Genomic DNA, 12,047 nt, shown 5'->3' with positions numbered 1-12,047 from the left:
CTACTAGTATGTACAGTGCCTGTATGAGCACCCCGGAACGACTGATCGAGTCCACCCGCGAGCTGCTGTGGGAGCGCGGTTACGTGGGCACCAGTCCCAAGGCGATCCTGGAGCGCGCGGGCGCCGGGCAGGGCAGCATGTACCACCACTTCAAGGGGAAGCCGGATCTCGCCCTGGCGGCGATCCGGCGGACGGCCGAGGAGTTGCTGGCTGCCGCCGAGGGAGTACTCGACGGCCCGGGGACGCCGTACGAGCGGATCGAGGAGTATCTGCGCCGCGAGCGCGATGTGTTGCGCGGCTGCCCGGTCGGGCGCCTCACGATGGACCCGGACATCATCGCCAACGACGAGCTGCGCGCGCCGGTGGACGAGACGCTCGACCGGATCCGGGAGCGGCTCGCCGGGATCGTCGAAGAGGGCAAGGAACAAGGGCAGTTCGCACCCTCCCTGGACGGCGAGGAGATCGCCGCGACCGTCCTCGCGACCGTGCAGGGCGGTTACGTCCTCGCCCGCGCCGCCGGGAACCCCGCCGCCTTCGACACCGCCGTCCGGGGCCTGCTCTCCCTGCTCGCACCGCGATAGGAAGGCACCGAATGCACGCCATGCAGTACGAGTTGACCCTCACTGCATGGACACCCTTGCATATAGATTAACAGCCTGTCTGCCTGCGGAAACATATAGAAGCCCCACCCACCGCCACGGGGGAGGCAGTTGGGTGGGGCTCCTGTACCGCCCCGGGCAGTCCCTTGCAGAGCGGGACCCCTCGCGACGGGCAGTGCCCCGCCCCCAGTTACCCGGGGGCGGGAAGTTCGGTGGTGTCGCCCGCCGGCTAGCCCCTGGGGGAGGCTTCGCTGGCGAGCGACACCACGCCCGCAGGAAGGTGCGAAGAACCGCGGGCTTCCCCCTCCCCGCCGTTTCAGAGCACACGGGGAGGGAGGTTCTGGACTCCGCCCCCGGGCGGGTGAGGTGATGCCCAGGGGCGGAGCTTCGGGACGCTGACGGGGGAGGCTGTAGCCGTCGAAAGGGCCGACCTCACCGGCTCTCGACGAACCTTCCCCCGCCACGCCCCACCACGCGCCGGCGAACGGCAACACCGGCACGCGGGCTCAGGAGAACTCGGGGATCCACCCCGGGCCCCACACGCTGACGGCCTTCAGCTTTCCGTCGACGACAACCGGACCGACGTGCACGGCGTCCGGCCCCTCGTGGGGCTGCTCCGTGCAGACCACGGTGACGCCCGCCCAGGTCGGAGGAAGGACAAGCTCCTTCAACCGTTCCGGGTCGTCGGGGAACGTCTTCGTCGCGCCGCAGACGCCGTCGTCGTCCGTCATTGCGCCACGGCAGTCGGGACGACGCGATAGTCCGTCATCGAGACGATTCGGTACCTGACGTGTGAGTTGTGGGTTCGCTGGTGGTCCAACGCCCACTCGTCCGGGTTGTCTTCGCCGTCAAGGACCTTGTGCTCTATGCACCTGACGCACTCGATGAACCTGCGGGTGGCTGTGGAGGCCAGTTCTACGCGGGCGCGTATTTCAGGGGTGGCGTGGCTCGACATCACTCCGTCCCCGTCTTCCAGTCGTGCGGGTGCCGACGGATCTCGACCGCCAGATCCACCCCACGCGACGGGTCGTGGTTAGGGCTTCCGGCGTCCGTCGCCTGCCTCCACTGACTGAGCAGTGCACCGCACACGTCACAGCCGGGGGCGGGTTCCGGCGGACCAGAATCGAGCGGGTCAGTCAGCTGGATCGGTTCTCTGAGCGTTGTCTCAAGTGCCATCCCTACACCTCCGCCGCGGGCCGTCTGAGCTTCGACGCTACGGAGTGGGAAGGTGGCGGCTCTAGGAAGTTCTACAGAGTTCCACGGGAATCACCCGAGAGCGTCAATGGCGGCAGTGATTCGCGCGCGAGCACCGGCTCCGTAGACAGCCAGCTTGGAGAACTCACCGAAGGCTTTGAGGTATTGAGCCACCTCTGAGGGAGCGGTGACGTTCACCTGAGCCGTCAGTAGTTCGACCTGTGCTTGCCCCTCGTCGTACACGCTGAACGTCTCCAGCATCCACATGCGTCGGTCCGCAGAGAAGGGAACGACACCGAGTGAGACGGACGGCAGAGCCATGATGGAGAGGAGGTACCCGAGTTGGCCGGCCATGACCGCAGCGCCCCCCACACGGTGCCGCAACACCGCCTCTTCAACGAGCAGCGCGAACCGGTGCCCACCCTCCCGGATGACTCGCGATCGCTCAATTCGGGCTGCGACGGCATCCGTCACGTCGTCGGGCGTCTCCCTGAACGCTGCGATGGAACCGAGCAGCGCAGCCGCGTACTCGTCCGTCTGCAACAGCCCAGGGACGACGTTGGAGCAGTAGACGCGGAAGACCTGCGTACGGTCGAAAAGGGGTACGTACGACTCCTGGAGTCGCCGCAACCCAGTCCGTTGCAGGCGCCTCCACTCCACGTACATCGAGTCGGCTGAGCGGGAGGCCGCGATCAGGTCCGCAGCCAACCCGTCAGCGTCACAAGCCCTGCACCACGCACGTACGTCCTCGTCGGACGGGGGCGTTACGGCGTTCTCCAGCCTGGAGACCTTAGACCGGTACCAACCTGTGCGCTCCGCAACGTCCTTACCCGACAGGCCAGCGTCCCGGCGGATCTCCCGTAGTTGGGCAGCCACGGCCCGACGGGCATCCTGAACACTCGATGACGGCGACGTAGGCATGTGCTGAGACTCGTCAGATCCTGTACTTCTGGTGGGGTGTCGCCCTGCTCCAGACGCCCTCAAAGGCGTCGACGCAGAGCTTCACCACGGCGGGTTCGTCGGTGACATCGTCCCCGAGGTAGGTGCCCTCCCCCGAGAAGTAGCCGAAGCGGACTAGGCGGTCGTCGAAGACCCAGAAGTCGTTGCCCGGCAACGCCAGGTCCGACGCCTCGCGACGCGGGAGCCATCGAATCTGCTCGCCGGCCGAAACGTTGGTGAACGTCCCGTCGTACAGGTAGCGCGTGTACTCACTGACGGGCTCCGAGACGATCCGGGCACGGCGGATGTCGACGCCCCGTGCGACCGTCTCCGCCACCATGTCGAGCCACGGACGCCACCACGTGGCCCGGTCGTCCGGGTCTGGCCGATAGCCGGACTTCCACGCCTCAACGCGGGGAGCCTCGTCAGGGTCGTCGTAGTGGTCGCGCATCTCCAGATGTACGGCCGACTTCTGACAACCCGCTAGCAGCTCACCGAACGGTGGAGCGCTCCGCCACATCACACGCCTCCCGGATAGCAGCGACCATCCGCATGGGAAGCCGCACGACCTCTTCACTCTCGGGGATCGGTCCGACCGTCAAGCAGTCGTCCCGAGTGCCCTCGTCGACCTTCCACCCCTGCATGACGATCTCTTGCCGTTCCACGTCGACCCACACCGTCGGGCAGTTCGCGCCGTCCGTGTTGGGGTCCTTCGCGATAAACCGTAGCGTCATTGCAGCTCCAACCCTCTTGTCGGTTCTACAGATGTCTACGACCATCACGCCGACGGACGCGATCGTCAAGAGCGCCTAGAGCCAACCCGCGTGGCGCATGCGACGTCGCCACAGCCGGCCGTGAGCCTGCGTGCAGTACCGGCGCACCCGTCCCGCGCCTTGCGTCTGTGTCAGCTCCACACCGCAGTGCAGGCAGCCCGCGGTGTGCTGCTCCTTGACGGTCTTCGTGCAGTCGAACATGTCTCACTCCTCCTGAACGTCGAAAGCCCCGCGTCCATGTCGGCCGCGGGGCGTGAAGAGGGCCGCCCGCCATGGCGACGGACGGCCCAAGTGTGCGTGCGGTGTGCGGTCAGATCCGCCTTCCGTTGTAGAGGTCAGTTGCCACCTCTGAGTCGTAGGTGTTGATCTCCGTGCGGACGATGTCCGTGATCTCGCGATCGCCGACGAAGACCCGAACGTCGGCGTGAATCGTCGACGCACCTCCGCCGCTCTTCGCGGCGCGGATGTCGGACCACTGGGACCCGGTGAACACGGGCTCCGGGGATCCGGTGCCGTTGGCCACGAGGGAGAGACCCGGAGGGATGTAACCGCCGTCGTCGTACCAATGAGGCGAGCGGGCAAGCCACTTGGAGTACGCAGCGGAGGGAGACCCGTAGTCGGGACGGTCGTGGATGTAGCCGAGACCCCAACGGATCTGCGTCGCCGCGTTGGTCCGCCAGTCAGCGCCCGCGGACGCCATCTTCGAACCGGGAAGAGACTGCGGGATGCCGTAGGCTCCGCTGCTCTTGTTCTCCGCGTTCCAACGCCAACCGGACTCACCGGTCCACAGCTTCTCCAGGGCGGGGAACTCGCTCGGTCCCCATCCGTACTGACCGAGCATCCCCTTCGCGTAGGCCTTCGCCGACGCGATCGACTTGGAGATCTTCGTCCCTGCTCCGCCACCCGTCAGGTACGGCATGGGGTCGACCGGACGCCCGTTGACCCGCGCCTCCAGGTGGAGGTGAGGTCCCGTGACGTTGCCCGTCGCACCGACCTTGCCGACCGTCTGACCCTGCGCCACGACCTGATTCAGGCCGACGAGGATCTTCGACATGTGGGCGTAGAGGGAGCTGAGTCCGCCTCCGTGGCTGATCTCTATGTGGTTGCCGTACGGTCCGCCGGTCCCGACGCTCGACACCGATCCGCCGGCCACCGCGTGGACGGGGGTTCCGACGGGAGCGGGGAAGTCGAGGCCGGTGTGACGGCCGGACGACCACATGGAGCCAGCGACGCCGAACTTTGTCCCGTACGGGACGTTGACGGGCTTCGCCCACTGACCGACTCCTCCCCCACCGGAGAACATCCCGGCGACGGAGTTGACGATCATGTCCTTCAGGCTGGACACGATCTTGACCGGGTACTTCGCGATCGCCTCGCCCATGGACGCGGATCCGACGCCGGCACCGACCTTCGACAGGATCGGCTTCGTCAGCGTCGACCACACCTTGCCGGGGTGGACGAGAAGGTCAGCGCCCGTCTTCGCCCAGTCGATCCCCTTGCCGATGACGTCGGACACGGTGTCCTTCGTCCAGTCCCACACTCCGCCGAGGATGCCACCGGATTCCAGGAGCTGAGATCCTGCCGCCTGATGGAGAGCGAGCGCGCGGCCCCGGTACTTCGGATCCGTCGGGATGACGTATTCCGGGTATCGCGGGTTTCCCTCACCGACGATTGCCGTCGGCTTGTTCGTCCGCATCGGGACTGCCGGACCCCAGCCGTTTCCGACTGTTCCGCCCGCCTCCAGGAGCTTAGGAGCGGCAGGCAGTTTACCCAGTCCGACGAACGAAGCCACACGATCCCAAACGGCCTTAATACCGTTTGTGTAGACCCACTTGATTATGAAGTTGACGGGCTTCTTCGTGATGTCTACGACCTTGCCCCACGCCTTACCGATGGCGTCACGGGCGGTACCGAATGCGTCGCTGACGAGCTTCAGTGCGTCGCGGATGTTGTCGAACGCAGGCTTTATGCCCTTGTCGTAAACCCACTTGGACTTGTCCGCGATCCAGTCGAAGACAATCTTGACGCTGTGGTCGTACAGCCACTTGAACTTGTCGCCGAGCCAACCCAACCCGTCCCAAATGGCATGGAGTACGGGGCTGAGAGCCTTGCTCCAAACCCACTTGGACTTTTCTGCGATCCATCCGCATACCGGGGCTATTGCGTGGTCGTAGAGCCAGACGAACTTATCGCCCACCCACTTCAGCGCGCCCCAGAATCCTTGGAAGAACGGCCAAAGGTAGTTCTTCCACGTCGCCACCGCCAGAGCACCGATCAACGTCAGGCCCGGCTTGAACACGTCTTCCCACAGCCACCCTATCCACAGCCCAAGGAGCTGAACTGCGATGACGATCGGGGCTATGACCAGCGTGATGAGCACTGCTGCGAGGATCTTGCCCACGAGGGCGATGGCTGAGAACGCTGGACCGATCGCGTTCTTCCACAGCCACACGGCGACCTTGCCGACGCCCTCAAGCGCCGTCGATATGGACTCGAACACGGGCTTCAGAACGTTTTCCCACGCCCACAATGCGGCAGTCTGGATTGCCGCCCACACCATCTGAACGGTCTCGCGGAACCAATCCCAGTGCTTGTAGGCGTAGATGACTGCCGCGACGAGCGCGACGAGCAGCAAGCCGATTCGCACGAGGGGGGTTTTGGGACATCACGAAGTTGAACGCCGCTAGCGCAATCGTCCAGATCTTGGTGACGACATACGCGGCGTACATCCCTTGGACGAGCCACGGAAGCGTATTCGCTACTGAGGCAATCCCACTCGCCACACTGCCGATGAACGTCAGGAGAGGACCGGATAGCGGCGACAAGGCCGAACCGACCGCGAGGAATGCTCCGGCGATGCTGCCAACCGTCTGCGCAACGAGGGGGCCGTGTTTGTCGGCGTACTTCAGGAATCGTTCGAACTCCGGAGAACCCTTGAGACTCGTCCCCCAACTGGCGAACTTCCCGGAGGACTTCACCATGCGGTCCGCGATGGAGTCGATGTGAGGGAGGAAGGCGTCAATGATGCCCGCAGCGCCCTTCAGCACATTACCGAAGGTCTTTCCGAGGCCTACGACAGCGGGCTTCACAGCGCCGTTGATGTCCCTCGCGAACCCCGCCCAGAATGGCTTCTTCACCTCCCGCGACGCTGCGTCCTGGAGTTCGCCCACCCCGTCCGCGGCACCCCTGACTACGGGCGTCAGGCCAGGGAGAGCGTTCTTCGCTGCGTTCACGCCACGGGTGAAGAGCGGCAGTACGTCAGGCTGTAGCGACGTCGACCAGGCCTTGAAAGCGGGCGTCAGACCCTTGGAGCCGGCAAGCGCGTCGTAGAGGCCACGCTGTTCGGGAGTCAGGGCCGCGAGCGCCTTGCGGTACGAGTCGGTCGCAGTGACCGTCTTCGCCGTGGTGTCGACGCCGGAAAGGCACGCGGCCTGGAGGCCACGCTCCGCAGACGCGACAGCTTCCGCGCCCTGGATCTCGGCGTCACGCACCTTCGCGCGGGAATCGGCTAGTGCGCGCTCCTGGTCAGCAATCTTGCCGTTCGCGTCGGCGAGGCGCTCCTTCGCGTCCTGCACTTGCTTACTGCCGTCGACGCCTGCCTTGTTGGCATCCTCGGCGGACTTCTTCAGCTCTGCGTTCTTCTGCTTCTGCTTGTCCGCGTTGCGTACAGCCTCGTCGTAGCTGAGCTGAGCACGCTCGCGCTGGAGGTCAGTTGCCTTCGGGTCGGCAAGCGTCGCGTCGAGGTCAGCCTTCGCCTCCTGCACACGGAGCGTTGCCTCACGCTGGTCAAGCAGGCCGTCTAGGAGTTGGTCGTTCAGGTCGCGGAGGCTCTGTGCGGCGTCCTCCCGCGCCTGCGTGAGATCTTCCTCAGCCTGCCGCGCGGAACGCTTGGCGTCGCTCAGTGCCCGTTCGGAGTCCTGCACCTGACGGTTCGCCTGCGCCACGGCCGACGCTGCCTGACGGTGTGTGCTCGTCAATGAAGCCTGCGCGCCGGCGAGTTGGAGCGCTGTCTGAGAGGCCTTGACGTTCGACGCCGCGGAATTGTCCGTGGCCGTGGACGCCTGATTCTCCGCGGCCGACTTCGCCTGAATCGCCGACGTCACGCCCTTGATTGCCGGAATGGCAGCGAGCGCAAGCGCTCCTACTCCCGCGCCGGCCACCACAGCCGCGGAGGTGATCGCGCCAATTCCCGCGGCGGCAACTGGGATTACCGGGATCGCAGCGACACCGACAATGGCGATCCCGAGTGCGCGTAGCGCGGACATGGCTCCGGCGGTATCCGCCTTGACGCGAATATTGACGTCGTCTCGGTCGACGTCGTTAATCTGGCGTTGGACTGCCGCCAACGCCGCGCGTGCGGATTCCGTGTCCGTTCGGACCTGAACGCTCGGGTTTTCAGCAGCCAACCGAGCCAACGCCGCGTCAATCTCAGTGATTTCCGCGAGAGCTGCGCCGGCGTCAATGTCGATGCCGATCGTCTTCCCGGACAACGTCGCCAAACGCGCCCGCAAGCGGTCTAGCTCCGCATTGAGACCTGTGTCACCGAGTCGCACGTCAGCGCGCGGGAGGCTTCGGAATGCCTCTTCCAGCTTGAGTTTGACGGAGCGGCCGAAGGCGCCACCGACTTGCCCGCCCTGGCGAGTTGCAGTTACACGCGCTGCCTGGCCACCGTGGTTGATCGCATTGGGGATACTGACCACGATGTTCCGTGAGATCGCATCGCCCATACGGCGGCCAGCCTCCTCCCCTACTCTGTCGGCCGCAGGGAGGACGATCGCCTTCAGCTTGGTGTGGAAGTTCGGAGCGATCGGGACGACGTCGACCGCTGCTCCACCGACAATGTCAAGATCGGTCATAGAGCGAATCCAGGAGAGGGCCCACGGCAAACGGGTCAGTACGGCCATTCAGGAGTCGTTCGAGGGCGTTGAGCGACTGAATGGAAGCGGCCAACTCGGGCGAAGGTTCCATGCCTTCCAAGGCGCGTCGGAGCCAATCAAAATCCGCGCACGCATCGCCGCAGTGAACGGCCGGCATCGGCGTGTCGCCGATCATCACCAGCTCAACATGGAAGTTGCAGCCGTCCCGCGCGCATATGTCTTCTGAATTCACGAGGTCCCTTTCCGGGCATGACAAAGGCCCGTAGCGGAATCCGCTACGGGCCTTGTGTGGACTGTGCATCTTGTACCGTCAGACGCCCCTATTGACGGTGTTACGCTTTAAAGCCTGCTGAGCAGCGAGTTTGTATTGACTAGTTGAGGGTCCCGCGCCTATGACTTGATCGTCTGACGCACACGATCCGCCTCGTCCGTCGCGCGCCAGGGGCCCCAACGGGGCGTCAGAGGGCTGTGAAGGAGCCTTCACAAGCGTGACAGTTCAGATCCCCAGACCCGTACAGACAGCGAGGCCCAGCACCTTTACGGTCTTCATATCGGCCGGCTGGGGGTCACCCCCCTGGGGTGGGGCTAGTCGTGGTAGATTCCGACCAGCACCACTTGCAGTCCGTGGCACTCGGACCACTGCCCAGAGTGAACCTGGGACGCTGCCCACGCGATGTTGGGATCGTTGCCAAGACGAGCCACTTGGTCGCTACCCAGAGCGAGCCCGCTGGGACGCCTCCAGGCAGGAGGCCGCCGGACAGCAACCTGTCCGTCAGTGGGCTCACACGTTCCCGTAGGACTCCACTCGACGGCATTACGCCTCGTGGAGGCTCGACCATGTGGCCCGCGCTCAACCCCTTCGCTGCACTCGCCTACTGCGTCACGGTGCTCTGTGTCACTGCCCTTGCACTGGTGTGTGTCGCCCTCCGCGGCACGGATCCTGCGGACAGGCCGTCAATCCTGCGGAGCCTGGCTCACGTTGTACGCGCGTGGGCTGAGGCACTGAGGTTTTGACGCCGGCGCTGACCTACCGTTGAACTGCCCCCAACTCCTAGCGTGTTGCGCTAGCCTGTGGTTGGCAGGGCCTTTCCGCACCCGACGCGCGCTTCAACAGGCGACTTGAGGGACCCGTTGGAGTTGGCTCGGCCTCACCCGGCTGCGGCCGGTCCCGCGTTAAAGCACGAGCTTCATCATGGTCTTAACGGACCTCAACGTACCGTCATGAGACGGGCGCAACGGACGCGGGCGTTGCGTGTATGACAGGCAGTCGTCTGTCAGCGTTGAGGTTCGCTGACAGACAGCATTCCTCCACGCAGACAGCTCTATCGTCGTGGAGGATAAATCGTGTGGGGCCCGCTCACAGAGATCGTTGCCGCTTCACCGTGGCTCGTGCTCGCTGTCCTACTTCTGCTGGCACTGACCTATCTCGCATCACTTGTAGTCGGCCTGCGCGGCTCAGAGGCCCGCGAGCGGGCAGAAATCATTCGTGCGCTTGCGGAGTTCTGGAGGCGTCGGTGACGTCAGCCCTGGCCAAGTGAACTGACGTGGTCGAGCCTGATCTTGTGGACCTTCGTCGACACGGTAAGGGTCAACGCGTTGGGCCACTGGCTACCGCCCGCAGGCCAGCCCGTGAGGGTCTCGGTGATGTACGTCAGCGTGCCGGCGAGAGTCTGCCCACCGATCAGGCCGACGCTCACGGTCGTCCCGTTCAGCGCGATGGCCTGGTCTCGGATTGTCGAGAGGTACTCGTCAAAGGCCGAGGTCACTGAGTGGTAGGTGGCAGTCATCAGTTCTTACCGTCCATTCATGTCGTAGGTGCGGGTGACGAACGGGTTCCGCCCGTCCGTCACGGTGGAGTGCGTCTCGGGGTGTCGGCCGTTGTCGTCCAGGCCGTGACGGTCGCGGTACAGCGCCGCGCCAGCCGCTATGCCTGTCGCCGTAGCGACGTCAGGACCCTGGTTCCCACCCGAACGAGGTTCTGACGACGCGGAGTTGGCCGCTCCCAGCTCCGTGGCAAAGGCTGTTGCGTCCGCTGCCAGTTCCTCCGCCGTGGCGCCTTGGAGGCGCGCGGACTGCTCGGGCGTCAGACCTGCCGTAAGGCCTGCGCGGAGTCGGGCAAGTTCGAGTTCCGCAGGGTGCGGCTGCTCGGGGTTCTGCTCGGGCATGGTTACTCCTGGAAGTGTTCGAGGGTGGTCGCCTCACGGTCCCGTGGGACCGTGGTGGGCTTGGGCGGGGCCGGGCGGGGCTTGGTGTCATCGATCGCTGGCGTCTTGGAGTGCGGAGGCACCTGCGACAGAACGTGCGCGAGCGCTGGGGTGACATACGGGCTCATGTCCGACCAGTCAGCGCCCGCGAAGGCGTCAGGGAGGCTTCCCGCGCTGACGTCGTCCTGAAGCTCCTCGAACGTCGTCGGCACCTTCGCTGTGCCGGCACTCGCGAGCCACAGCAGAACGTCTTCGGAATACCGGCCGGAGCGCGTTGCCTCTCGGACGGATTCGGGAACGTCGTCCAGGGGCCCACCGACTTCACCGAACCCCTCGCTCTTCCAGCCGCGCAGCGCTCGCCGGTTCTCGTCGAAGTTGCCCGCCGGATCCCCCGGACGAAGGCGCGGGAGAAGGAGGTCCCATTGCGCTGCACGGATGTTCGTCAGGTCGTCGACGAGCCCCTGAAGGCGGCCCCACGCCTCCACGACGGCGCCTCCCGCCCTGACGGCGGCACCTGCGGTCCGTACGTCACCGAGCGTCTCCGCGTTCCTCCTGGCGTCGCTCAGGACGTCGTTCAGACGCGTGCCCAAGTGCTCCAGCGCGTCAGCGGAGAACCCCTGTCGAGTGTCGTAAGCAAGCAGCTCCGTCGACGTCTTCGCGCGATCCCTCGCGATCCGTTCCGCCTCCCACTCCATCGCGGCCGTGTACGCCTTCGCGGCACGCTTGCCGAGATCCGACGGCCATGTCCCGTCCCGCTGGAAGTTGGCAACGGCACCGTCGATGACCTCGTTGCGCGCGACGTCAGGCACAGAGCCCCGTGGATGGTCGCGGAGACGCTTCTTCGCCTCCTCCAACAGGGCTTCGGTACGCGCGATTTGGGGGACCACGGCAAGGGCCGCGGAGAGTTCGGGGTTGTCGGTCATGAGTGCCTCTCTGGGGATGCAAGAAAGGCGACTGGCCCGAGTTGGTCAGTCGCCCGGTGACGTGGCGTCGCAGTCCACTGCGGGGAGTCTCGGAACAGCTCCGTGCGCTCCGCCCGTCGTTCCTTCACGCGCTTGCGTATGGCCTCAGACGAGTCCGCGTAGCGTCGACGTTCCGCGGCGTTGATGCAGTCGCGGCAACGCCGCTTCAGCCCTTGCGCACACATCGCGTCGCGGGCGTAGTACGTGCTGTTCCTGGGGAGTTGACGCCGGCACACCGGGCACGGCTTCTCTACTGTCGGTCGAGACGGGACGTCGCACGTCGGCATAACGTCCTCCGTTCCTATCTACCTGTCTAAAGAGGGGTAAATGAAAGAGGCGCCGCCCACAGGCAGCGCCACAGAGATCGTTTAGGGGTCCGGCGACGGAGCTTCAGGCGCGGCGAGGAGCAATGCTCAAGACCTGTGGATCGGACTCGGGAGGGGTGCCTCGTGGAACGTGGAGGGCGTACCTTCCCGAATGATCGACTTCTGGTCATCGA

12 protein-coding genes are annotated in these 12,047 nt (G+C 65.2%); 1 reads left to right on the top strand and 11 read right to left on the bottom strand.

All coding sequences use genetic code 11. From position 1 onward, the window contains the following. Positions 1-23: 23 nt before the first annotated feature. On the top strand, positions 24-581 hold the full coding sequence (locus tag ACIP6U_RS27970) for a TetR/AcrR family transcriptional regulator (protein ID WP_401723160.1): 558 nt from the start codon (positions 24-26) through the stop codon (positions 579-581). 524 nt (positions 582-1,105) lie between these two features. On the opposite strand, the gene ACIP6U_RS27965 is transcribed toward ACIP6U_RS27970, so the two are convergent. From ACIP6U_RS27965 to ACIP6U_RS27915, 11 genes are all read right to left on the bottom strand, one after another. Then, positions 1,106-1,330 (bottom strand): hypothetical protein, encoded by a 225-nt coding sequence (locus tag ACIP6U_RS27965; RefSeq protein WP_401723157.1) that lies wholly within the window; start codon positions 1,328-1,330, stop codon positions 1,106-1,108. Between the two features lie 535 nt (positions 1,331-1,865). Further along, a complete protein-coding gene (locus ACIP6U_RS27960) occupies positions 1,866-2,714 on the bottom strand; it encodes a helix-turn-helix domain-containing protein (protein WP_401723154.1) in 849 nt (282 codons plus the stop codon). A gap of 13 nt (positions 2,715-2,727) precedes the next feature. Continuing rightward, positions 2,728-3,252, bottom strand: a complete 525-nt coding sequence (locus ACIP6U_RS27955; protein ID WP_401723151.1) for a DUF6879 family protein — start codon at positions 3,250-3,252, stop codon at positions 2,728-2,730. Further along, positions 3,224-3,511, bottom strand: coding sequence for a hypothetical protein (locus tag ACIP6U_RS27950; RefSeq protein ID WP_401723148.1), 288 nt, complete (start codon positions 3,509-3,511; stop codon positions 3,224-3,226). Before ACIP6U_RS27950 ends, ACIP6U_RS27955 begins: the two co-directional genes overlap by 29 nt. A 30-nt stretch (positions 3,512-3,541) precedes the next feature. Next, positions 3,542-3,706 (bottom strand): hypothetical protein, encoded by a 165-nt coding sequence (locus ACIP6U_RS27945; RefSeq protein WP_401723146.1) that lies wholly within the window; start codon positions 3,704-3,706, stop codon positions 3,542-3,544. Between the two features lie 109 nt (positions 3,707-3,815). Next, on the bottom strand, positions 3,816-4,724 hold the full coding sequence (locus ACIP6U_RS27940; RefSeq protein ID WP_401723869.1) for a peptidoglycan DD-metalloendopeptidase family protein: 909 nt from the start codon (positions 4,722-4,724) through the stop codon (positions 3,816-3,818). 1,252 nt (positions 4,725-5,976) lie between these two features. Further along, the gene (locus tag ACIP6U_RS27935) at positions 5,977-8,361 is read right to left on the bottom strand and encodes a hypothetical protein (protein ID WP_401723143.1); all 2,385 of its coding nucleotides are present in this window, start codon (positions 8,359-8,361) and stop codon (positions 5,977-5,979) included. Further along, the gene (locus ACIP6U_RS27930) at positions 8,348-8,614 is read right to left on the bottom strand and encodes a hypothetical protein (RefSeq protein ID WP_401723141.1); all 267 of its coding nucleotides are present in this window, start codon (positions 8,612-8,614) and stop codon (positions 8,348-8,350) included. The genes ACIP6U_RS27935 and ACIP6U_RS27930 overlap by 14 nt, the downstream gene beginning before the upstream one ends. 1,288 nt (positions 8,615-9,902) lie before the next feature. Next, entirely contained in the window at positions 9,903-10,169 is a 267-nt protein-coding gene (locus tag ACIP6U_RS27925; protein ID WP_401723138.1) for a hypothetical protein, read from the bottom strand. 6 nt (positions 10,170-10,175) lie between these two features. Continuing rightward, positions 10,176-10,547 (bottom strand): hypothetical protein, encoded by a 372-nt coding sequence (locus tag ACIP6U_RS27920; protein ID WP_401723135.1) that lies wholly within the window; start codon positions 10,545-10,547, stop codon positions 10,176-10,178. A 2-nt stretch (positions 10,548-10,549) separates the two neighbouring features. Then, positions 10,550-11,509, bottom strand: a complete 960-nt coding sequence (locus ACIP6U_RS27915) for a hypothetical protein (RefSeq protein WP_401723132.1) — start codon at positions 11,507-11,509, stop codon at positions 10,550-10,552. Positions 11,510-12,047 lie beyond the last annotated feature (538 nt).

Source organism: Streptomyces sp. NPDC088794, from assembly GCF_044750545.1.
Lineage (GTDB): Bacteria > Actinomycetota > Actinomycetes > Streptomycetales > Streptomycetaceae > Streptomyces.
Note: the sequence above shows the minus strand (reverse complement) of the source record. Positions and strands in the feature narration are given on the sequence as shown.

Coding starts and splice junctions, on each gene's coding strand:
- ACIP6U_RS27970 (WP_401723160.1), top strand. CDS start 24: ATGAGCACCCCGGAACGACTGATCGAGTCCACCCGCGAGCTGCTGTGG.
- ACIP6U_RS27965 (WP_401723157.1), bottom strand. CDS start 1,330: ATGACGGACGACGACGGCGTCTGCGGCGCGACGAAGACGTTCCCCGAC.
- ACIP6U_RS27960 (WP_401723154.1), bottom strand. CDS start 2,714: ATGCCTACGTCGCCGTCATCGAGTGTTCAGGATGCCCGTCGGGCCGTG.
- ACIP6U_RS27955 (WP_401723151.1), bottom strand. CDS start 3,252: ATGTGGCGGAGCGCTCCACCGTTCGGTGAGCTGCTAGCGGGTTGTCAG.
- ACIP6U_RS27950 (WP_401723148.1), bottom strand. CDS start 3,511: ATGGTCGTAGACATCTGTAGAACCGACAAGAGGGTTGGAGCTGCAATG.
- ACIP6U_RS27945 (WP_401723146.1), bottom strand. CDS start 3,706: ATGTTCGACTGCACGAAGACCGTCAAGGAGCAGCACACCGCGGGCTGC.
- ACIP6U_RS27940 (WP_401723869.1), bottom strand. CDS start 4,724: ATGTGGTCGTCCGGCCGTCACACCGGCCTCGACTTCCCCGCTCCCGTC.
- ACIP6U_RS27935 (WP_401723143.1), bottom strand. CDS start 8,361: ATGACCGATCTTGACATTGTCGGTGGAGCAGCGGTCGACGTCGTCCCG.
- ACIP6U_RS27925 (WP_401723138.1), bottom strand. CDS start 10,169: ATGACTGCCACCTACCACTCAGTGACCTCGGCCTTTGACGAGTACCTC.
- ACIP6U_RS27920 (WP_401723135.1), bottom strand. CDS start 10,547: ATGCCCGAGCAGAACCCCGAGCAGCCGCACCCTGCGGAACTCGAACTT.
- ACIP6U_RS27915 (WP_401723132.1), bottom strand. CDS start 11,509: ATGACCGACAACCCCGAACTCTCCGCGGCCCTTGCCGTGGTCCCCCAA.